Below are 19298 nucleotides of genomic sequence, written 5' to 3'. Positions count from 1 at the left end.
GAGGCACGTCATCTCGCACCGGAGGTGCTGCATCCTGCTGCGCCGGTTGTTCTGCATGCTGGTTCAGAGCCAGCCCGGCCACCAGTCCGGGTGGTCCGGTTTGATCCGCTGCAGGTAGTGGCTGCCACCCAGCTGGCGCATCTGTTGCCGAATCCAGGCGGCGCGATTGTTCACATGGCCGTTCGGTTTGCCAGCGCTCCACTGTCGCGGATTGGGTAGCACCGCGGCGAGGAGGCTGGCTTGTCGGGTCGACAGGTACGGTGCACCAGTGCCGAAGTGATGCTGTGCCGCCGCCTGCGCACCGAAGACGCCGTCGCCCCACTCGACGCTATTGAGATAGACCTCAAGGATGCGCTGCTTGGGCCATAAAAGCTCGATCAGCGCGGTGAACCAGGCTTCCAGGCCCTTGCGTGGCCAGCTGCGGCCGGACCAGAGAAACAGGTTCTTCGCCACCTGCTGACTCAATGTGCTGGCACCGCGCAGCGAGCCACCGCGCTCATTGTGGCTGAGGGCGGCGCGGATTGCAGCGATGTCGAAGCCCCAGTGGTCGGCGAACTTCTGATCCTCGGCGGCGATCACCGCCATCTTCAGATCGTCCGGCAGCACTTTCCAAGGCCGCCAGTCGCGGGTCAGGTCGATAGTTTCGCCTGTGCGCCATGACTCGATCTTGCGCTCGATCATCAAAGCGGTGAACGGTGGTGGCACCCAGCGAAACAGCAGTACCAGCAGCGCCGAGAGGCCGATCAGCCAGAGCAGCAGTTTGGAGAGGCGCAGCAGCAGGTTTCGCAACATGGCACTTGGTCGTGGGCGAAAAGAGCGGGCATTATAGCGGCCGCTAAGGCTATCGACCGGAAATGGCAATGATTCGTGCTTATATCGTCCTTGCCGCGCTGTTCGGCTTGACCGGCGTTGCGCTTGGCGCTTTCGCTTCCCATGCCCTCAAGAGCCAGCTGAGCGCTGCATATCTTGCGGTGTTTCAGACGGGCGTGCAGTACCAGATGCTTCATGCGCTGGCACTGCTTGGCGTCGCGCTGCTTTCGTTGCATCGGCCCGGCCGCCTCCTGACTGCGGCAGGTGCCCTGTTCGTCGCCGGTATCCTGTTGTTCTCCGGCAGTCTCTACCTGCTCACCCTCAGCGGAATCGGCAAGCTGGGCATGATCACGCCGCTAGGGGGTACGTCCTTTCTTGCAGGCTGGCTCTGCCTGGCGCTGGCCGGCTGGCGCATACGCAGCTGAGCGGGACGAACGGCCGCGGGCTTCGCGTTGGTGGCGGGGGTGATTCGGGCTAGAATGCCGTCCCCTTTTCGCAATGGCGGCGAACAGCATGCACATCCAGTTGAATGGCGAACCCTATGAGCTGCCAGCCGGCGAGTCGGTGGCCGACCTGCTGGTGCGTCTGGACCTGACCGGACGCCGTCTGGCCGTCGAGCTCAATCGGGACATCGTGCCGCGCAGCGCGCACGCGACTACCGAACTCAGCGAAGGCGATCACGTCGAGGTGGTGCACGCCATCGGTGGCGGCTAGCCGGTCGCGCTCATCCGAAGTACGCCGCCTTGCGGCGCCCAGTCCGCAGCAACACGTCCGAACGAGGAATTCCCATGCGCCCAGTTCCGCACGACAAGCCCTTCACCCTGGCCGGTCGCACCTATCAATCGCGCCTGCTGGTCGGCACCGGCAAGTACAAGGACCTTGAGGAGACGCGTGCGGCCATTGAGGCCTCGGGTGCCGAGATCGTCACCGTCGCGGTGCGCCGCACCAATATTGGTCAGAATCCGGGCGAGCCGAATCTGCTCGACGTGATCAGCCCCGAGCGCTACACCATCCTGCCGAACACCGCCGGCTGTTTCACCGCCGAGGACGCGGTGCGTACCTGCCGCCTGGCCCGTGAACTCCTCGACGGCCACAAGCTGGTCAAGCTGGAAGTGCTGGCCGATCAGAAGACGCTATTTCCCAACGTGATCGAGACCCTCAAGGCCGCCGAAGTACTGATCCGGGACGGCTTCGACGTCATGGTCTATACCAGCGACGACCCGATCATCGCTCGCCAGCTGGCCGAGATGGGCTGCATCGCGGTGATGCCGCTGGCCGGCCTGATCGGCACCGGCCTGGGTATCTGCAATCCGTACAACCTGCGCATCATCCTCGAGGAAGCCACCGTGCCCGTGCTGGTGGATGCCGGTGTCGGAACCGCTTCGGACGCCACTATCGCCATGGAGCTGGGCTGCGAAGCGGTGCTGATGAACAGCGCCATCGCCCATGCGCAGAATCCCGTGCTGATGGCCGAGGCCATGAAGTACGCCATCGAGGCCGGCCGCCTGGCCTATCTCGCCGGCCGCATGCCGAAGAAGCTCTACGCCAGCGCCTCGTCGCCGCTGGACGGGCTGATTCGCTGAAACGATTCGTGGCCGGCCCCGATCTTGTGTCGGGGGCCGGCTTTTTTATTTCTCGCAGGTAGACCATGACAGAGCAGAACCCCGCGGCCGAAGCGCAGCAAACCGAGCACCGCCGTACTATCAAGAGTTTCGTGATGCGTGCCGGGCGCATGACCGAAGGCCAGCAGCGTGGCCTGGAGCAGGGCTGGCCGAAGTTCGGCCTGGAGATCGAGAACGGGCTGCGCGATTTCGACGAGGTGTTCGGCCGTAGCGCGCCGCGCACCTTCGAGATCGGCTTCGGCATGGGCCATTCCACCCTGGAAATGGCCGCTGCGGCGCCGGATCAGGACTTCATTGGCGTGGAAGTGCATAAACCTGGGGTCGGCGCGTTGCTGAGCGGACTTGTGTCACAGAAATTGAACAACGTCAGGGTCTACAGTTGCGACGCCTTGGAGGTACTGCGCGATTGCGTGGCCGATGCCAGCCTGGACCGCGTATTGCTGTTCTTTCCGGACCCCTGGCACAAGAGCCGTCATCACAAGCGACGTATCGTGCAGCCGGTTTTCGCCGAGCTGGTGCGCAGCAAGCTGAAGATCGGCGGCGTACTGCATATGGCCACCGACTGGGAGCCCTATGCCGAATACATGCTCGAGGTGATGAACGTCGCCCCGGGCTTCCGCAATCTGGCCGAGGATGGACGTTGCGTGCCACGGCCTGCGGAGCGACCGATCACCAAGTTCGAGCGCCGTGGTGAACGGCTCGGTCATGGCGTCTGGGACCTGAAATTCCAGCGCATCGACTGAGCGCGGTCAGTAAAAGCGAAACGCCCGCGACCTAGTCCCGGCTGCCCTATCAGCGGCGCCAGGCAGCCAGGTCGCTTGCCACACCCAGATCGAGAGCCGCAGCAGCGGCCAGGGAAGAGTGCTGCCAGGACGGCATGCCTGCCCACACCATATAACAATGCAACGCCGATAGCCGGGCTCGCCACGCGGTGCCCAGCATCGTGCGCAATTGGGGGAGTAGACGATGTACGGAAAGATCGGAATTCTGTTGTTGGCAGCCTGTACCGCGTTATCGGTACAGGCGAAGGTAGACAGCGCGCAGGCCGCGCGACTGGGGCAGGACCTGACTCCGCTGGGAGCGGAGCGCGGCGGCAATCCCGCGGGGACGATCCCGCCCTGGACCGGGGGCGTTGCAGCACCCGCCGGCTACGAGCCCGGGATGCACCATCCCGACCCGTATGCGGCCGATTCAGTGCTCTATCGCGTCGATCACACCAATATCAACGAGTACAGCGGCCAGCTGTCCGACGGTATGAAGGCGCTGCTGGAGCGTTATCCCGACTACCACCTGCGCGTATTTCCGACCCGCCGCAGCGCCTCGGTGCCGCAGCGGATCTATGATGCCACTCGCTACAACGCCGTCAGCGCCGAGCTCATCGCCAACGGCAACGGTATCCAGGGCGCGGCAGCCGGCATTCCCTTCCCGATCCCGCAGAGCGGCATCGAGGTGATCTGGAATCACATCCTGCATTACAAGGGTGACCAGAGCCACATGATCAATAACCAGGCAGTGGTGATCGGTGGCCGGGCCAACTACATCAAGCGTGATCGGCACATCTATTACGTCTACAACCGCGAAGGCATGACTCACGCGGACCTGGACAACACCGTGCTGTACTACAAGTACCGTGTCACCGCGCCGGCCAAGCTGTCCGGTACGGCACTGGTGGTGCAGGACCCGCTCGATCAGGTGCTGACCACTCGCAAGGCGTGGCGCTACAGCCCGGACGATCGCCGCGTGCGCCGTCTGCCGTCACTGGCTTATGACTCCTTGCAGCCCGACACCAGCGGCTTGGCCACGGCCGATGTGGTCGACTCGTTCAACGGCGCGCCGGATCGCTACGAGTGGGAGCTGCTCGGCAAGCGTGAAATGCTGATGCCCTACAACAGCTATGCCGTGCATCAGAAGGGCCTCCCCTACGACAGCATCGTCCAGGCACGCACCCTGAACCCGGAACTGCTGCGCTATGAACTGCATCGCGTGTGGGTGGTCGAGGCGACTTTGCGCAAGGGCTTCAGTCACCTCTACGACAAGCGTCGGTTCTATATCGACGAGGACAGCTGGGCGATCCTTGCCGTCGACCTATACGACGAGAAGGGCGAGTTGATCGGCCTGCAGGAAAGCCATCCGATCAGCTATTACGACATGCCGATGTTCAACAGCACGCTGGAAACGCTCTACCACCTCAAGGACGGCAACTACTTCGTCGATGGGCTGGACAACAACGAGCCGATGTACGACTTCAACGTCAAGCTCGGCCCGCGTGATTTCTCGCCACAGGCGCTGCGTCGCGGCAACTGACGAAGGACAGAAACAGAAGATGCACGAAAGGGCGCCGCTGGCGCCCTTTTTCGTACCACCAGAACTGCCGTCGCGCGCCGCTGCGGCGGTGTGAGGCTACAAGGTTGTCCCTGTTCGGCGGGGCTGAGCACGGGTAGTGACTTCGCTCAAGAGTGGGCTGGCGCGGCAGTGGGATGATCGCCTGCGGGCGGCCCGGCAGCCGGGCAAGCAGCCGCGCCATTCGCAAAGGAGGGAGCCGCGTGTTCAGACCGGGACAACTGGAGTACCACAGCCTTTCCGCTTCCGGGAAACCGGGTTATCACCTGCAGCTCGACTACCGTGTCGAGGGCACGCCGGAGGCGCCGCAGTGGGCGTGTTTTCACCTGCGCTTCGAGGCCGGAGCAACCCTGGTGGACGAGCAGTTTCGAATGCACCGCGATGTTGCCTGCAACTTCCTGCAGCGCGTCCGTCAGTGCCTGCGTCGCCACGGTGTGCCGGTGGACGCCGATATCCTCTTCGGTCTGCACGGCATCTACGACCCGCTGTTCGAGGATCTGCGCCGGCAGCTGTGCTATCGGCCGGGCGAGGCCGTCGATCTCGATCGATTTCTTCGCGAAGGCTGAGCGGCGTTAGTGGCTTGCGCGGTCAGTTGGTCAAGGCAAGTTCGGATGGACATGGCCCCGAGAAGGCGCTGCGACGCGTCATAGCGGGGCTATGGCAAGGAGCAGCAACACAGTATCGGGGCCATGGGCGCCGGAGTCGACCAACTGACCTTACCAACCAGGCCACTAGTTACGGTCGGCGATCACGCCGATGAGGAAGAAGATCAGCAGCAGCACCGGCGCCAGGCTGTAGTTGTTCAGGTGGGCCAGCCCCTGGGTCATCCACGGGGTGAGGAAGACGATCGCCAGGCCATAGCCCACCGCGCAGACCAGTACGAAGATCAGCGTGCGGAAAAAGAAGTTCAGGCTGCTGACGGCGCCCTTTACCCAGGTATTGATTGCCGGGCCGAACAGTACGAAGAGCGTGGCCATCAGCGCCAGGGAGATATCGGACAGGTGGCTGCGGCTCCAGCGCGACAGCGTGACGATCAGGTCGAGTAGCAAATCCATGCGGTGTCCTTAAGGCAGGAAGCTCTGTAGCAGGTCGTTGAGAAACAGCTGGCCCTTCGGCGTCGCCACCAGGCGTGCTGGGTCAGCCGAGAGCAGGCCGCGCGTTTCGGCGTCGCGCCGTGGCTTGGCGAGCACATCCAGCGGCAGTCCGGTGCGCTGAGTGAACAGCATGGCCGGTACGCCGTCGGTGAGGCGCAGCACATTCATCAGGAATTCGAAGGGCAATTCATCCGCCGCCAGCAGCTTTTCGCCTGCGCGGAGGGCCTTGGCCGGATCGAGGTAGTCCTTCGGCAGGCGGGTCTTCCAGCTGCGCAGAATGCGTCCGTCGGCGTGGGTGAGTTTGGCATGGGCGCCGGCACCGATGCCGAGGAAATCGCCGAAGGTCCAGTAGTTCAGGTTGTGCCGCGCCTGCCGCCCGGGCTGGGCGTAGGCGGAGGTCTCGTACTGGCGATAGCTGTGCTCGGCGAGCAGCGCCTGGCCGGCTTCCTGGATGTCCCAGAGGATATCGTCTTCGGGCAGCTGCGGCGGCTGGCTCCAGAACACCGTGTTCGGCTCCAAAGTCAGCTGGTACCAGGACAGGTGCGTCGGTTGCTGCGCGATGGCGATGCGCAGGTCGCTCAACGCATCCTCCAGGCTCTGGTCCGGCAGGCCGTGCATGAGGTCGAGGTTGAAATTGTCGAAGCCGGCGGCGCGAGCCATGTCGGCGGCGCGAATCGCTTCGTCGCCGTCGTGAATGCGCCCGAGCGCCTTGAGTTTGTCGGCCTGGAAGCTCTGCACGCCAATGGACAGCCGGTTGATGCCTAGCTGGCGGTAGTCGCGGAACTTGGCCTGTTCGAACGTCCCCGGATTGGCTTCCAGGGTGATCTCGATGTCCTCGGAAAAGCCGACCAGCCGTTCCAGCCCGTCGATGATCGCCGCCAGTGCCTTGGCAGAAAACAGGCTTGGCGTACCGCCGCCGAAGAAGATCGAAGTCAGGCGGCGGTCCCCGACGTGCTCAAGATCCGCGCGAAGATCGGCCAGCAGCGCGGCGACATAGGCGTCTTCGGGCAGTTCGGGTCCGGCCGCGTGGGAATTGAAGTCGCAGTACGGGCATTTGCGCACGCACCAGGGAATATGTACGTACGCCGCCAGCGGGGGCAATTCGAAGCCTGCCGTTGTCGGCGCGCCGTGGTTGCCTTCGCTCGCGCTTAGCGGGGCTGAGTCTGCCGCTTTCATATCCCCAGCCGCTGCTTGAGCAGGGCCATGGCGCGTGCACGGTGGCTGAGCTGGTTCTTCTGCGCTGCAGGCAGCTCGGCGCTGGAGCAGTCGCATTCCGGCACCCAGAACAGCGGGTCGTAGCCGAAGCCATGCTCGCCGCGTGCTGCATGCAGGATGCGGCCGTGCCAGAGGCCTTCGCAGATGATCGGCAGTGGATCGTCGGCGTGGCGCACCAGCGCCAAGGCACAGACGAACTGCGCGCCGCGTTCGGCATCCGGAACCTCACGCAGGACGTCCAGCAGCTTGGCGTTGTTGGCGGCATCGCCCTGGCCATCGGCGTAGCGCGCCGAGTAGATGCCCGGTGCGCCGCCGAGGGCGTCGACGGCCAGGCCGGAGTCGTCGGCGAGCGCCGGTAGACCGGATATCCGCGCGGCGTTGCGCGCCTTGAGAATGGCGTTCTCGACGAAGGAAAGACCGGTTTCCTCCGGCTCGACGGTGCTGAACTCGGCCACCGAGCGCACGCGAACCGCGTCACCGAGCATGGCCTGGAGCTCCTTGAGTTTGCCGGCGTTGTGGCTGGCCAGTACCAGTTCGGAAAAAGGCATCATCGGTCGGGGAAGAATTCCTGGTTGAACTCGAAGCTGAACGGCTCGGCGCCGGTCGGCTGAACGGTGAGGGCGAAACGCAGGGTTTCCTGCGAGTCGAAGGGGAACTGCGCGAGGTAATAGATCGCCTCGTCACCTTCCTTGAGCTGCTTGAAGCCCAGCGGGCGATCCTGCCCGAGCAGGTTCTTCACTACGCCGCTGACCTGCGCCGCGACCGGTTTGCCGTCCTTGATCACCGAGACGTTGACTACGCCCTGGGTCTTGCTGCGCGTGAGTCCGGCGGCGGCGGCAATGTCCGGCTGCAGGAAGCCCGAATTGAAGGCGCTGTAGTGGACGTCGTATTCGCCGACGCTGTGTTTGCGCTCGGCCAGCGCCGGCAATGTGAGCAGTGCGGCCAACAGACCGATCAGGATGCGTTTCATGTGCTTACCTCCAGCGTTGAAGCCGCTCAGCGGGATGGCCCGGTGACGCGGTAGATGCCGATTTCACCCAGCAGATTCGGCCATATGCGACTGGCCCAGCCATGCCGATGATCGCGGTCGACTGCCAGGCGTTCGAGTACCCTGGCACCGCTTTCCTGGCACAGCCGCTCGAAATCCTCGAACGTGCAGAAGTGAATGTTCGGCGTGTTGTACCAAGTGTAGGGGAGGAACTCCGACACCGGCATGCGGCCTTTGCTCGCAAGGTACCAACGGCAGCGCCAATGGCCGAAGTTGGGGAAGGTGATGATGCACTGGCGGCCGACGCGCAGCATTTCCTTCATCAGCTGGTCGGGGTAATGCACGGCCTGCAGCGCCTGGGTCATCACCACCATGTCGAAGCTGTCGCTGGCGAAGTTGCCCAGGCCCAGGTCGAGGTTCTGCTCGATGACGTTGACGCCCTTGTCGATGCAGGCGGCGATGTTGTCCGGGTCGATTTCCAGGCCGTAGCCGCTGACCTGCTTGTGATCGCGCAGCCAGGCCAGCAGCTCGCCATTGCCGCAGCCGAGGTCGAGAACTCGGCTGCCGGCCGGAATCCACTCTTGGATGATGTCCAGATCGGCGCGCATCTTCGTTCCTTATACGGCTATGCGGTTCATGTAACCGCGGAAGGCTTGCAGGTAGCGGGGATTGGGGATCAGGAAGGCGTCGTGGCCCTGCGGCGCATCGATCTCCAGGTAGCAGACATCCTTGCGCGCAGCAAGCAGGGCGTCGACGATTTCCCGCGAGCGCTCCGGCGAAAAGCGCCAGTCGGTGGTGAAGGACATCACGCAGAAGCGCGCCTGGGCGCCCTCGAAGGTCTTGGCCAGATCGTCGTTGTGGGCCGCCGCCGGGTCGAAGTAGTCCAGCGCCTTGGTCATCAGCAGGTAGGTATTGGCGTCGAAACGCCCGGAAAACTCCTCGCCCTGATAGCGCAGGTAGCTTTCGACCTGGAATTCCACGCTGTTGAAGTCGTAATTGAGCTTCTCGCTCTTAAGTCCGCGACCGAACTTGGTGCCCATGGCGTCATCGGACAGGTAGGTGATGTGGCCGACCATGCGCGCCAGCATCAGGCCGCGCTTGGGAATCACGCCCATCTCCTGGAAATGGCCGCCGTGGAATTCCGGGTCGGACAGGATGGCCTGGCGCGCGACTTCGTTGAAGGCGATGTTCTGTGCCGACAGCCTGGGCGCCGAGGCGATGGCCAGGCAGTGGCGGACTCGCTCAGGGTAGCTGATGGTCCATTGCAAGGCCTGCATGCCGCCCAGGCTGCCACCTATCACCGCTGCCCATTGGGCGATGCCAAGGCGGTCGGCCAGAAGTGCCTGACTGTGCACCCAGTCTTCCACTGTCACCACTGGGAAGTCTGCACCATAGGGCTTGCCGCTGGCCGGGTTGGTGCTGCTCGGGCCGGTCGAACCGTTGCAGCCGCCCAGGTTGTTCAGGCTGACGACGAAGAAATGATCGGTATCGATTGCCTTGCCCGGGCCTATGCAGGAATCCCACCAGCCGGGTTTGCGGTCGTCCATGCTGTGGTAGCCGGCGGCATGATGGTGGCCAGAGAGTGCATGGCAGATGAGCACGGCATTGCTGCGCGCGGCATTCAGCTCGCCATAGGTTTCATAGATCAGCTGGTAATCGGCCAGCGTACGGCCGCAGGCGAGTGTCAGTGGTTCGGCAAAATGCGCGACCTGCGGACTCACCAGGCCAACGGAATCGGCGGGAATTGCAGTGGGCATCGACCCTGGCTCTTGCTTGAAGAAGGCGGCAAAGTCTAAAGGTATGCGCGTTGCAATTCATCCTGAAATGCAACGGCGAGCGGGGCTCTCGCCATTTCCTCGCGGGCTGCGACGAAATGGCGACAGCTTTAGCTGATCTGCGCGCTGGTCAGGCTGACCACCTTGCCCTGCCGCCGCAGCGGCGCCGGTCGGCGCAGCGCGCGGAGCATTTCCGCGGCCTGTGCCAGTTGCAGCTCCAGTTCGCCGCTGTAGCGCGTCAGCAATTGTCCGCGCTGGCTGTTCTGCTGGCTCTCCCTGGCCAGGCTCTTCAACTGCAGGATGTGGGTTTCCAACTGTTGCTTGTGTTCTAGGGAAAACTGCAGCAGCGGCGTCAGCGCATCTCCAGCCCACTGTTCGGCTTCCTGGCGCAGCCGCTGGTGCATGCCGATGACCTCCTGCACCAGGGTAGAGAAGAAGCGTCTGGTGAGTGTTCGCTGCTCGGTGAGCAGGGTCTTCAACTGCAGGCGGAACTGATCGGCCTTGCCCTGCAGGCTGCGCAGCTCGCGCTGATAAGGCAGCAACTGGAACAACGGCGGGTCGATACCCTGTAGGGGGTTTTCTTCGCTGTGCCGCCGGTAGATCGCCGAAACCATCTTGTTGGCCCTTTCCGCCTCCTGCTCGAGGATGCCCAGGTCCTGTTCCACCGAGCGGAAGAAGTGCAGGATCGCCAGGTTGATGCCCAGCGTGGTCAGGCTGCCGGTCAGACTGCGTCGCAACCGGGTCAGGTGCTCCTCGAGGCGTTCGGCCCGTATTGCCGTGCGCAGCAGCTCACCCTGGCGTTGCAGCAGGCGCTGATTGGTCTTCAGGTCGAGCAGGCGCTTGTGGTGGCGGTTGTGATCGTGCCGCGTGCGCGCGGTGAGTTCGAGCAGCATCTGCCCGCTGCCTTCCTGATGACTGGCCAGCACATCGCGCTGTTCGATGACCTTTTCCAGGCGCAGCTTGAGGGCATGCTGACTGTTCTGCAGCAGCGCCATCACCTGCTGCACCACCTGGTCTTCGAGCAGGCGTTCCTTCTGCGTGAGGATGCGCTGGCTGAGCAACTCTTCCAGCCGTGCCAGCTGGCTGCGTTCGAGCAGCGCCTGGTCACCGCGAATCTTCGCCATCAGCGCCTGTTTGGCCGATAGCGGCAGGACGTCGGCGCAATCAATGCCCAGCTGTTGCGCGGTGCTGTCACGGATATCCTCGATGGCCTTCTGCACGAAGGTCTCGCCGGCAACATCGTCCCAGAGCACGTCGATCTTGTTCAGTACGGCGAACAGGCTGTTCTGCGTATCTTCGTCGAGCTGGCGGATGTGCTGCTGCCAGATCTGCATGTCACTGGCGGTGACACCGGTGTCGGCAGAGAGCAGGAACACGATTGCCTGGGCATTGGGCAGCATCGACAGGGTCAGTTCCGGCTCGCTGCCCAGCGCGTTCAGCCCGGGCGTATCGAGAATGCGCAAGCCCTGACGCAACAGCGGGTGGTCGAAGTTGACCACGGCGTGGCGCCAGGCCGGGACCAGTACGGTATCGCCACTGCCGCTGCTTTCCAGGCCGGCCGGGTCAAAGCCCAGCTGAATCGCCTGTTCCACCGGCATGGCCTTGGTCAACGCGACCTGGGCAAAGGCTTCGGCCATGCTTTCCGGGTCATGCGGGTCGAGCGGGAGATTGAGCCAGAGTCGCGGTGTGCGCTTGAGTTGCGCGATGCTGGTGTCTTCCAGGCGCGACTCGATGGGCAGCAGGCGGATGTAGGAGCGTTCCGAACGCGGATCGAACAGCAGTTCGGTGGGGCACATGGTGGTGCGGCCAGCCCGTGAAGGCAGGATGCGCTGACCGTAGTTGGAGAAGAACAGGCTATTGATCAGCTCGGTTTTGCCGCGCGAATACTCGCCGACGAAAGCCAGGGTGATGTGATCGGTGCGCAACACCCGCAGCGCTCGCTCCAGGCGCGCCTCGACGCCCTCGCTGGAAAGCCGGTTATGCGCCAGCCAGCTGCGGTAACGGGTGATCTCACGAATGAGGTCACGCTTCCAGGTGACGTAGGCGTCCACTTGTCGATCGAGACGTTCCATGCTCATCCAGCTCCCGGAGGTGTGATTCGGCGAATTATCGGACCCCCCCCCGCCGTTACAAGGTCAATTCAATCGAAGCCTGACGTGACCGAGCGGCCTTGCTGGCGGCATGGGCGGTCATGGGCGGCTCGGTTCGAGTCGATGTCCTCGTTCACACCCCGCAGCAAAGTACGAGGCAGGATGGAAAAAGCCGAGAAGTTGAAGTCTACGTGCAGCCATGCGGCATTCCGAGGCGCTTTTGGCTCCTCGATGCCGCTTTGGCAGCAAAGCATGAACGGCGTCTCAGATGAGCATGCGCAGGATGTTCGGCATGTGGGTCATGGTGGCCAGGTTGTTGACTACCAGCATGTCCAGCAGCTTGATCGCCAGGAAGGCGAAGATCGGCGAGATATCCAGTCCGCCGAGGTTCGGCAGCAGGCGGCGGAACGGCGCCAGGACCGGCTCGCAGAGTTGGCTGACCAGCTGTGCGCCTGGGTTGTGGCTGCCCGGCGCGACCCAGGACAGGATCACGCTGATGATCAGCGCCCAGAAAAAGATGTTGAGGAACAGCCCAGTGATGCCGATCAGCGCCCAGACCAGCAACAGCAAGGGATTGCCGATGGTGCCGTAGGCGATCAGCAGGATCAGCGCCATCAGCACCATCTGCACGATCAGCGCGAGGATCAGCGAAGAAATATCCAGCGTGCCCATGCTCGGAATGATGCGGCGCATCGGCCGCAAAAGTGGATGGGTTGCCTTGACGATGAATTGGCTGAGCGGGTTGTAGAAGTCGGCGCGTACCAGCTGCAGGATGAAGCGCAGCAACACGATCAGCAGATAGAGGCTGCCCAGCGTCTGGATGACGAGGATCAGGGCTTGCGAGAGTTGGGACATGAATGCTCCTTAGAGGCTGTTGTTTCGTCGCGAACGAAGCGTCAACAGACCTATTGACCCAGTTGTTCGGCCAGTTCGGCCGAGCGTTGTGCGGCCGCGTTCAACGCCTGCTGCACCAGTTGCTCGAAGCCGCCCGCCTGGAAGGCTGTGATCGCCGCTTCGGTGGTTCCGTTCGGCGAGGTGACGCGACGCCGCAGTTCGGCGGCATCGACGTCGCTTTCGCAAGCCATGCGAGCTGCGCCCAGCGCGGTCTGCATGGTCAGTTGCGCGGCGGTCTCGCGGGGCAGACCGAGCTGCTGTCCGGCAGCCGTCATCGCTTCGATCAGCAGGAAGAAATAGGCAGGACCGCTACCGGAAACGGCGGTTACCGCATCGATCAGGTGCTCTTCTTCGAGCCATAGCGCGATACCGACGGCCGACAGCAGTTGCTCGGCCTGCTGCTTCTGCGTGTCGCTGACCTGGGCATTGGCGAACAGGCCGCTGACGCCCTGGCGCAGCAAGGCCGGCGTGTTGGGCATGCAACGCACGATCGCCTGAGGGCGCGGCCCCAGCCAGCGCTGCAGGCTGTCGCAGCTGATGCCGGCGGCGATCGAGACGATCAGGGGGCCGTGGACCAGATGAGGAGTCAGATCCTGACAGACCGCCTGCATGACCTGCGGCTTGACCGACAGCACCACCACATCGGCGCCGGCCAGTGCATCGGCGTTCTGCGCGAACGTCTGGATGCCGTGCTCGGCGCTGATTTTCGCGCGCTGCTCGGCGCCTGGATCGCTGGCGCGAATGGCGTCCGCTGCGACGCCCTTGGCGCGCAGCCCTCCGATCAGACTGGCAGCCATGTTACCGGCGCCGATGAAGGCGATGCGGGGTGAGGTCATAGCGATTCCTTTATTGAGGGCGTCCGTAGTCGCGGGCGCCGAACAGTGCGGTGCCGATGCGGACCCAGGTCGCGCCTTCGGCAATTGCCGCTTCGAGGTCCTGGCTCATGCCCATGGACAGCGTATCCAGTGTCAGTGGCAGTTCATCGCGTAATGCGCGCAGGCGGGCAAAGGCGGCGCGCTGCTCGGCGGGGTCTTCGCTCGGTGCGGGAATGCACATCAGTCCACGCAGGCGCAGACGCGGCATCGCGGCGACAGCCTGTGCCAGCTGCGGCAGTTCCTCTGGCGCGCAGCCGGATTTGCTCGCCTCACCGCTGACATTCACCTGCAGGCATATATTCAGCGGCGGCAGTTCGGCTGGACGTTGATCGGACAGGCGCTGGGCGATCTTCAGGCGATCCACCGAGTGTACCCAGTCGAAGTTTTCGGCGATGGATTTGGTCTTGTTCGACTGGATCGGTCCGATGAAGTGCCAGGTCAGCGGCAGCTCGCTCAGCTCGGCCTGCTTGTCCAGCGCTTCCTGCAGATAGTTCTCGCCGAAATCGCGCATGCCGGCTTCGGCGGCCTCGCGAATGGCGGCGGCCGGCTGGGTCTTGCTCACCGCCAGCAGGCCGACCGAAGCAGGGTCGCGTCCCACAGCTTGCGCCGCCTCACGGATGCGCGCTGCGACCTTTGCAATATTCTTCTCTATCGTGGACATTACTTGCGCCGCCGCCTTGGGTCTGCGCGGCATTCTACCTGCTTGCTTGTAATTGGGGAGTCCCATGGATATCACAGAACTGCTGGCCTTCAGCGCCAAGCAGGGTGCGTCGGATTTGCACCTTTCCGCCGGCCTGCCGCCGATGATCCGCGTCGATGGCGACGTGCGGCGAATCAACCTGCCGGCCATGGACCACAAGCAGGTGCATGCGCTGATCTACGACATCATGAACGACAAGCAGCGCAAGGATTTCGAGGAATTCCTGGAAACCGACTTCTCGTTCGAAGTGCCGGGCGTGGCGCGTTTTCGCGTCAACGCGTTCAACCAGAATCGCGGTTCCGGCGCGGTGTTCCGGACCATTCCTTCCAAGGTGCTGACCATGGAAGACCTGGGGATGGGCGAGGTGTTCCGCAAGATCACCGATGTGCCGCGCGGGCTGGTGCTGGTCACCGGACCGACCGGCTCGGGCAAGTCGACCACCCTGGCGGCGATGCTTGATTACCTGAACAACACCAAGTACCACCACATCCTTACCATCGAGGACCCCATCGAATTCGTTCACGAATCGAAGAAGTGTCTGGTCAACCAGCGCGAGGTCCATCGTGACACCCTGGGCTTCTCCGAGGCACTGCGTTCGGCACTGCGTGAAGACCCGGACATCATTCTCGTCGGCGAAATGCGCGACCTGGAAACCATCCGCCTGGCGCTGACCGCTGCGGAAACCGGTCACCTGGTGTTCGGCACCCTGCACACCACCTCCGCCGCCAAGACCATCGACCGCGTGGTCGACGTGTTCCCGGCCGAAGAAAAGTCCATGGTCCGCTCGATGCTCTCCGAATCGCTGCAGGCGGTGATCTCGCAGACCCTGCTGAAGAAGGTTGGTGGTGGCCGCGTCGCGGCCCACGAGATCATGATCGGTACGCCGGCGATCCGTAACCTGATTCGCGAGGACAAGGTGGCGCAGATGTATTCCTCGATCCAGACCGGCGGCTCGCTGGGCATGCAGACCCTCGACTCGTGCCTCAAGGGGCTGCTCGCCAAAGGGCTGATCTCGCGAGACAGCGCCAAGGAAAAGGCCAAGCAGCCGGAAAACTTCTAAACGCCTGACAACTACCGGGCGCCGCCCGATGCGGCGCTTGCCACGATTGCGAGTACGACGATGGAATTCGAGAAACTTCTGCGCCTGATGGTGGAAAAGGGCGGCTCCGATCTGTTCATCACGGCAGGCGTGCCGCCTTCGATGAAGGTCAACGGCAAGATCATGCCGGTCAGCAAGACGGCGATGTCGCCGGAAATGACCCGCGAGACCGTGCACGGCGTTATGAACGAGCAGCAGCGCCGCGAGTTCACCGAGAACCATGAGTGCAACTTCGCCATCAGCGCTCGTGGTATCGGCCGTTTCCGGGTCAGTGCGTTCTACCAGCGCAATCTCGCTGGCATGGTGCTGCGGCGTATCGAAACCAACATTCCGACCATCGAAGAACTCAAGCTGCCGGACGTCCTCAAGAAGCTGTCGATGACCAAGCGCGGGCTGGTGCTGTTCGTCGGGGCCACCGGTACCGGCAAGTCGACCTCATTGGCTTCGATGATCGGCTATCGCAACAAGAATTCCAGCGGGCACATCATCTCCATCGAAGACCCGATCGAATTCATCCACCAGCATCAGAACTGCATCGTTACCCAGCGCGAGGTCGGTATCGACACCAGCTCGTTCGAAGTGGCCCTGAAGAACACCTTGCGCCAGGCGCCGGACGTAATCCTCATCGGCGAGATCCGTACCCGTGAAACCATGGACTACGCCGTGGCCTTCGCCGAAACCGGTCACCTGTGCCTGGCGACCCTGCACGCCAACAACGCCAACCAGGCGCTGGACCGAATCATCAACTTCTTCCCGCCCGACCGTCACAACCAGGTGTGGATGGATCTGTCGCTCAACCTCAAGGCCATCGTCGCCCAGCAGCTGGTGCCGACGCCTGACGGCAAGGGGCGTCGTGCGGTGATCGAGGTGCTGATCAATACGCCGCTGGCGGCCGACCTGATCCGCAAGGGCGAGGTGCATGAGCTCAAGTCGCTGATGAAGCGCTCCACCGAGCTGGGCATGCAGACCTTCGACCAGGCGCTGTACAACCTCTATGTGCAGGGTGAAATCACCTACGAAGATGCGCTGCTGCACGCCGACTCGGCCAATGACCTGCGCCTGCTGATCAAGCTGGGATCGGAAACCGATGGCGAGCATCTGACCAGCGTGTCCCAGGGCCTGAGCCTTGAGGTCAGTGACGACGATCCAGGCCGCAGCTTCCGCTAGTCGGCCTGTTTTGCATCCCGGCCGATGCGCTTTCCGCTTCTCGCGGCGACGCGCTCGGCCTGGCCGTCACGCTGCGCACCGGCGCGCGCGCGGCTCATCAACTGCGGGATCAACATGCCTTCGGGCAGATTCTTCCAGAAGCGCACAGGCAGGTTGCTTTCCAGTACGCCGCGGTTCAGCCGGGCCGGGTTGAACGTGCTTTCGTAATACGCCTTCCATAGCTCGCCGCCGGGGTCCGCTGCGTTCTGCGCCAGCTGCCGCCACTGTGGCGGGCAGGGGCGGATGTAGTACATGTCTTGGCCATCCCAGCAAACCCCTTCTTCCGGCGTCGCGATCAGCCAGCTGTTGCCGCCCATCCGTTCGGCGAAGTGTCCCGCCGCCCAGGGCAGTACGTCGTGCGCAGGTTCGAACCAGGCGACGTGCTGTGGTCCATCACTGGTCTGCAGTGGGCTGAAGCGAAGAAAGGCATGCAGATGATGGGCCTCACGACGGACTGCCTTGATGCGCCCATGCAGTTCGCTGCCATCGATGTCGCCGACCATTCGCGCACTCGAATCGCCCTGGTTGACCCGCCAGAGCACGCGATACAGCAGGCTCCAGCGCTGCTCGGTGCGATAGCGCGCGGACATTTCGAGTTCGTCCAGCAGTTGTCGGGGGACGCGAATGCGCGGTCCGCCTTCCGTTAAAGGTGCCGGCGAGGGATCGTCGAATAGCCCTGTCGATTCATCGTCGCTGACCCAGTTCAGCTCATGTGGCGCGACGCGGCTCTGCAGTAGCGCGCGAGCCCGAACTCGCCACTCCTGGAAGCTTCCATCGAAACGCACCGTGACCATTACCAGAGCGCCAGTTGTGCGGGCGTGTCGCGCAGATGCTGGCGCAGCATGGCCGACTCCCGCCCTGCCAGGCTTGGCCGGTAATCCTGAGTGATGACGAAGGGTTTGGCTTTCTCGAGCGAGCAGCGCAGACGGGTCAGATCCTCGAAGCGGATGCGCTTCTGCCGGCGCAGATCCACCAGGCGTTTCGCGCTGAGCATGCCGATTCCGGGAATGCGGGCGATCATCGTCGGTTCGGCGCGGTTGAGGTCCACCGGAAACTGGTCGCGGTGCGCCAGCGCCCAGGCCAGCTTCGGATCGATATCCAGCGCGAGGTTGCCTGGCCCGCTGAGCAGTTCGTCGGCCTTGAAGCCGTAACCACGCATGAGGAAGTCGGCCTGATACAGGCGATGCTCGCGCATCAGCGGTGGTGCCGCGAAAGGCACGGTGTTGGGGCTGTGCGGAATCGGGCTGAAGGCCGAGTAGTAGATCCGGCGCAGTCGATAGCTGCCGTACAACGATTGGGCGGTGTGCAATATGGTGCTGTCGTCGGTGTTGTCGGCGCCAACGATCATCTGCGTGCTCTGCCCGGCGGGTGCGAAGCGTGGCGCCCGCCGCTCGGCGCTGGCCTCGGTTTCGCCCTGGTGGATGGTGTGCATGGCCTGTTTGATGGTCACCACCTGCTTTTCCGGTGCCAGGCGGATCAGACTGGTTTCGGTCGGCAGTTCGATGTTCACGCTGAGCCGGTCGGCATAGCGGCCGGCTTCGGCGATCAGCAGCGGGTCGGCGTCGGGAATGGTCTTGAGGTGGATGTAGCCGCGAAAATCGTGCTCCTCACGCAGCAGCCTGGCGACCCGCACCAGCTGTTCCATGGTGTAGTCCGCCGAGCGGATGATGCCGGAGCTGAGGAACAGGCCGCTGATGCAGTTGCGCCGGTAGAAGTCGAGCGTCAGGCTGACCACTTCTTCCGGCGTGAAGCGCGCCCGCGGCACATCGCTGGAGCGGCGATTGACGCAGTACTGGCAGTCGTACAGGCAGAAGTTGGTCAGCAGGATCTTCAGCAGCGCCACGCAGCGCCCATCCGGCGTGAAACTGTGGCAAATGCCCATGCCATTGGTGGCGCCGAGTCCGCTCTTGCCCTTCGAGCTGCGCTTCGGCGCGCCGCTGCTGGCACAGGAAACGTCGTACTTGGCCGCGTCGGCGAGCACGCTGAGTTTGTCGATCAATTGCATGGTGGTGACCATGATACTGTTTGCATATACAGTATCACGGTTGCGCATGGCGACAAGGCCCGTCTGGCGGGGCGGTTCAGGCGCATTATCGGATAAGCTGGACGTCACTCATCAATCGCACACCGAGGTTCGGATGCAGCAGAACACCCATAGCACGCTGATCGGCTATCTCTTGTGGATATTCGGTTTTCTAGGCTCCCACCGCTTCTACTACGGCAAGCCCATCACCGGCACCATCTGGTTCTTTACCCTCGGCCTGTTCTTTGTCGGCTGGATCATCGACCTGTTTCTGATCCCATCGATGGATCGTGAAGCGGACCTGCGCTTCCAGCCGGGGCCCATCGACTACACGGTCGGCTGGATACTGCTGACCTTTCTCGGCGTATTCGGCGTACACCGCATGTATCAGGGTAAGTGGATCACAGGAATCCTTTACCTGTTCACTGGTGGCTTGTTCTTTATCGGTGTGCTTTACGACTTCTGGACGCTGAACTCGCAGATATCCGAGCGCAATCTGGCGCGGAGCTGAACGAGTAGGGCAGAAAGCGCTTTAGAAATCTGGCAGGCATGGACGGGTTGATGTCC

The 19298-nt window shown here is 63.1% G+C and carries 22 protein-coding genes; 9 read left to right on the top strand and 13 right to left on the bottom strand.

Annotated elements, in window-relative coordinates; genetic code table 11:
- Positions 1 to 63: 63 nt before the first annotated feature.
- Entirely contained in the window at positions 64 to 792 is a 729-nt protein-coding gene (mtgA, locus tag F753_RS41160; RefSeq protein ID WP_023446089.1) for a monofunctional biosynthetic peptidoglycan transglycosylase, read from the bottom strand.
- Positions 793 to 860: 68 nt separating this feature from the next.
- On the opposite strand from mtgA, the gene F753_RS41155 reads away from it, so the two are divergent.
- The 6 genes from F753_RS41155 (at position 861) to F753_RS41130 (ending at position 5338) form a co-directional block, all read left to right on the top strand.
- Complete coding sequence (locus tag F753_RS41155) at positions 861 to 1235, top strand: DUF423 domain-containing protein (protein ID WP_014818732.1); 375 nt, start codon at positions 861 to 863, stop codon at positions 1233 to 1235.
- A 73-nt stretch (positions 1236 to 1308) separates the two neighbouring features.
- A complete protein-coding gene (gene thiS, locus F753_RS41150) occupies positions 1309 to 1524 on the top strand; it encodes a sulfur carrier protein ThiS (RefSeq protein ID WP_023446088.1) in 216 nt (71 codons plus the stop codon).
- A gap of 74 nt (positions 1525 to 1598) precedes the next feature.
- Positions 1599 to 2393, top strand: coding sequence for a thiazole synthase (locus tag F753_RS41145; RefSeq protein WP_014818734.1), 795 nt, complete (start codon positions 1599 to 1601; stop codon positions 2391 to 2393).
- Positions 2394 to 2458: 65 nt separating this feature from the next.
- On the top strand, positions 2459 to 3175 hold the full coding sequence (gene trmB / locus F753_RS41140; RefSeq protein WP_023446087.1) for a tRNA (guanosine(46)-N7)-methyltransferase TrmB: 717 nt from the start codon (positions 2459 to 2461) through the stop codon (positions 3173 to 3175).
- A 223-nt stretch (positions 3176 to 3398) separates the two neighbouring features.
- Positions 3399 to 4736: a DUF1329 domain-containing protein gene (locus tag F753_RS41135; RefSeq protein ID WP_023446086.1), complete on the top strand. Its 1338-nt coding sequence runs from the start codon at positions 3399 to 3401 to the stop codon at positions 4734 to 4736.
- Between the two features lie 239 nt (positions 4737 to 4975).
- On the top strand, positions 4976 to 5338 hold the full coding sequence (locus F753_RS41130) for a DUF5064 family protein (RefSeq protein WP_023446085.1): 363 nt from the start codon (positions 4976 to 4978) through the stop codon (positions 5336 to 5338).
- Between the two features lie 165 nt (positions 5339 to 5503).
- On the opposite strand, the gene F753_RS41125 is transcribed toward F753_RS41130, so the two are convergent.
- From F753_RS41125 to F753_RS41080, 10 genes are all read right to left on the bottom strand, one after another.
- A complete protein-coding gene (locus F753_RS41125; protein WP_003303164.1) occupies positions 5504 to 5827 on the bottom strand; it encodes a DUF3392 domain-containing protein in 324 nt (107 codons plus the stop codon).
- Positions 5828 to 5836: 9 nt separating this feature from the next.
- Entirely contained in the window at positions 5837 to 7042 is a 1206-nt protein-coding gene (gene hemW, locus F753_RS41120; protein ID WP_023446084.1) for a radical SAM family heme chaperone HemW, read from the bottom strand.
- The gene (gene rdgB, locus F753_RS41115; protein ID WP_023446083.1) at positions 7039 to 7632 is read right to left on the bottom strand and encodes an RdgB/HAM1 family non-canonical purine NTP pyrophosphatase; all 594 of its coding nucleotides are present in this window, start codon (positions 7630 to 7632) and stop codon (positions 7039 to 7041) included. The genes hemW and rdgB overlap by 4 nt, the downstream gene beginning before the upstream one ends.
- Positions 7629 to 8051 carry a DUF4426 domain-containing protein gene (locus F753_RS41110; RefSeq protein WP_023446082.1) on the bottom strand — a complete coding sequence of 141 codons (423 nt, stop codon included), beginning with the start codon at positions 8049 to 8051 and terminating at the stop codon, positions 7629 to 7631. The genes rdgB and F753_RS41110 overlap by 4 nt, the downstream gene beginning before the upstream one ends.
- Before the next feature lie 26 nt (positions 8052 to 8077).
- On the bottom strand, positions 8078 to 8677 hold the full coding sequence (metW, locus tag F753_RS41105) for a methionine biosynthesis protein MetW (protein ID WP_023446081.1): 600 nt from the start codon (positions 8675 to 8677) through the stop codon (positions 8078 to 8080).
- A gap of 9 nt (positions 8678 to 8686) precedes the next feature.
- Positions 8687 to 9826: a homoserine O-succinyltransferase MetX gene (gene metX / locus F753_RS41100; RefSeq protein ID WP_014818742.1), complete on the bottom strand. Its 1140-nt coding sequence runs from the start codon at positions 9824 to 9826 to the stop codon at positions 8687 to 8689.
- A 128-nt stretch (positions 9827 to 9954) separates the two neighbouring features.
- Positions 9955 to 11922 carry a dynamin-like GTPase family protein gene (locus tag F753_RS41095; RefSeq protein WP_023446080.1) on the bottom strand — a complete coding sequence of 656 codons (1968 nt, stop codon included), beginning with the start codon at positions 11920 to 11922 and terminating at the stop codon, positions 9955 to 9957.
- 276 nt (positions 11923 to 12198) lie between these two features.
- Positions 12199 to 12789 carry a YggT family protein gene (locus F753_RS41090; RefSeq protein WP_014818744.1) on the bottom strand — a complete coding sequence of 197 codons (591 nt, stop codon included), beginning with the start codon at positions 12787 to 12789 and terminating at the stop codon, positions 12199 to 12201.
- Positions 12790 to 12839: 50 nt separating this feature from the next.
- The gene (gene proC / locus F753_RS41085; protein WP_023446079.1) at positions 12840 to 13664 is read right to left on the bottom strand and encodes a pyrroline-5-carboxylate reductase; all 825 of its coding nucleotides are present in this window, start codon (positions 13662 to 13664) and stop codon (positions 12840 to 12842) included.
- 10 nt (positions 13665 to 13674) lie between these two features.
- Complete coding sequence (locus F753_RS41080) at positions 13675 to 14364, bottom strand: YggS family pyridoxal phosphate-dependent enzyme (RefSeq protein ID WP_023446078.1); 690 nt, start codon at positions 14362 to 14364, stop codon at positions 13675 to 13677.
- Between the two features lie 64 nt (positions 14365 to 14428).
- Between F753_RS41080 and pilT the strand changes: the two genes are divergently transcribed.
- Positions 14429 to 15463, top strand: coding sequence for a type IV pilus twitching motility protein PilT (pilT, locus tag F753_RS41075; protein ID WP_003303153.1), 1035 nt, complete (start codon positions 14429 to 14431; stop codon positions 15461 to 15463).
- A gap of 60 nt (positions 15464 to 15523) precedes the next feature.
- On the top strand, positions 15524 to 16669 hold the full coding sequence (locus tag F753_RS41070; protein WP_014818747.1) for a PilT/PilU family type 4a pilus ATPase: 1146 nt from the start codon (positions 15524 to 15526) through the stop codon (positions 16667 to 16669).
- Here the strand turns inward: F753_RS41070 and F753_RS41065 are convergent.
- Both F753_RS41065 and F753_RS41060 read right to left on the bottom strand, forming a co-directional pair.
- A complete protein-coding gene (locus F753_RS41065; protein ID WP_023446077.1) occupies positions 16666 to 17502 on the bottom strand; it encodes a TIGR03915 family putative DNA repair protein in 837 nt (278 codons plus the stop codon). The genes F753_RS41070 and F753_RS41065 overlap by 4 nt on opposite strands.
- Positions 17502 to 18713 carry a putative DNA modification/repair radical SAM protein gene (locus tag F753_RS41060; RefSeq protein ID WP_031298042.1) on the bottom strand — a complete coding sequence of 404 codons (1212 nt, stop codon included), beginning with the start codon at positions 18711 to 18713 and terminating at the stop codon, positions 17502 to 17504. The genes F753_RS41065 and F753_RS41060 overlap by 1 nt, the downstream gene beginning before the upstream one ends.
- Before the next feature lie 133 nt (positions 18714 to 18846).
- On the opposite strand from F753_RS41060, the gene F753_RS41055 reads away from it, so the two are divergent.
- Positions 18847 to 19242 (top strand): NINE protein, encoded by a 396-nt coding sequence (locus F753_RS41055; RefSeq protein WP_023446075.1) that lies wholly within the window; start codon positions 18847 to 18849, stop codon positions 19240 to 19242.
- The last annotated feature ends 56 nt before the right edge of the window (positions 19243 to 19298 follow it).

The organism is Stutzerimonas chloritidismutans AW-1 (assembly GCF_000495915.1).
Taxonomy (GTDB): Bacteria; Pseudomonadota; Gammaproteobacteria; order Pseudomonadales; family Pseudomonadaceae; genus Stutzerimonas; species Stutzerimonas chloritidismutans.
Note: the sequence above shows the minus strand (reverse complement) of the source record. Positions and strands in the feature narration are given on the sequence as shown.

Coding starts and splice junctions, on each gene's coding strand:
- F753_RS41110 (WP_023446082.1), bottom strand. CDS start 8,051: ATGAAACGCATCCTGATCGGTCTGTTGGCCGCACTGCTCACATTGCCG.
- F753_RS41125 (WP_003303164.1), bottom strand. CDS start 5,827: ATGGATTTGCTACTCGACCTGATCGTCACGCTGTCGCGCTGGAGCCGC.
- F753_RS41155 (WP_014818732.1), top strand. CDS start 861: ATGATTCGTGCTTATATCGTCCTTGCCGCGCTGTTCGGCTTGACCGGC.
- F753_RS41090 (WP_014818744.1), bottom strand. CDS start 12,789: ATGTCCCAACTCTCGCAAGCCCTGATCCTCGTCATCCAGACGCTGGGC.
- F753_RS41145 (WP_014818734.1), top strand. CDS start 1,599: ATGCGCCCAGTTCCGCACGACAAGCCCTTCACCCTGGCCGGTCGCACC.
- pilT (WP_003303153.1), top strand. CDS start 14,429: ATGGATATCACAGAACTGCTGGCCTTCAGCGCCAAGCAGGGTGCGTCG.
- mtgA (WP_023446089.1), bottom strand. CDS start 792: ATGTTGCGAAACCTGCTGCTGCGCCTCTCCAAACTGCTGCTCTGGCTG.
- metX (WP_014818742.1), bottom strand. CDS start 9,826: ATGCCCACTGCAATTCCCGCCGATTCCGTTGGCCTGGTGAGTCCGCAG.
- proC (WP_023446079.1), bottom strand. CDS start 13,664: ATGACCTCACCCCGCATCGCCTTCATCGGCGCCGGTAACATGGCTGCC.
- hemW (WP_023446084.1), bottom strand. CDS start 7,042: ATGAAAGCGGCAGACTCAGCCCCGCTAAGCGCGAGCGAAGGCAACCAC.
- F753_RS41060 (WP_031298042.1), bottom strand. CDS start 18,713: ATGCAATTGATCGACAAACTCAGCGTGCTCGCCGACGCGGCCAAGTAC.
- F753_RS41070 (WP_014818747.1), top strand. CDS start 15,524: ATGGAATTCGAGAAACTTCTGCGCCTGATGGTGGAAAAGGGCGGCTCC.
- rdgB (WP_023446083.1), bottom strand. CDS start 7,632: ATGATGCCTTTTTCCGAACTGGTACTGGCCAGCCACAACGCCGGCAAA.
- F753_RS41095 (WP_023446080.1), bottom strand. CDS start 11,922: ATGAGCATGGAACGTCTCGATCGACAAGTGGACGCCTACGTCACCTGG.
- F753_RS41080 (WP_023446078.1), bottom strand. CDS start 14,364: ATGTCCACGATAGAGAAGAATATTGCAAAGGTCGCAGCGCGCATCCGT.
- F753_RS41055 (WP_023446075.1), top strand. CDS start 18,847: ATGCAGCAGAACACCCATAGCACGCTGATCGGCTATCTCTTGTGGATA.
- metW (WP_023446081.1), bottom strand. CDS start 8,677: ATGCGCGCCGATCTGGACATCATCCAAGAGTGGATTCCGGCCGGCAGC.
- thiS (WP_023446088.1), top strand. CDS start 1,309: ATGGCGGCGAACAGCATGCACATCCAGTTGAATGGCGAACCCTATGAG.
- F753_RS41065 (WP_023446077.1), bottom strand. CDS start 17,502: ATGGTCACGGTGCGTTTCGATGGAAGCTTCCAGGAGTGGCGAGTTCGG.
- F753_RS41135 (WP_023446086.1), top strand. CDS start 3,399: ATGTACGGAAAGATCGGAATTCTGTTGTTGGCAGCCTGTACCGCGTTA.
- trmB (WP_023446087.1), top strand. CDS start 2,459: ATGACAGAGCAGAACCCCGCGGCCGAAGCGCAGCAAACCGAGCACCGC.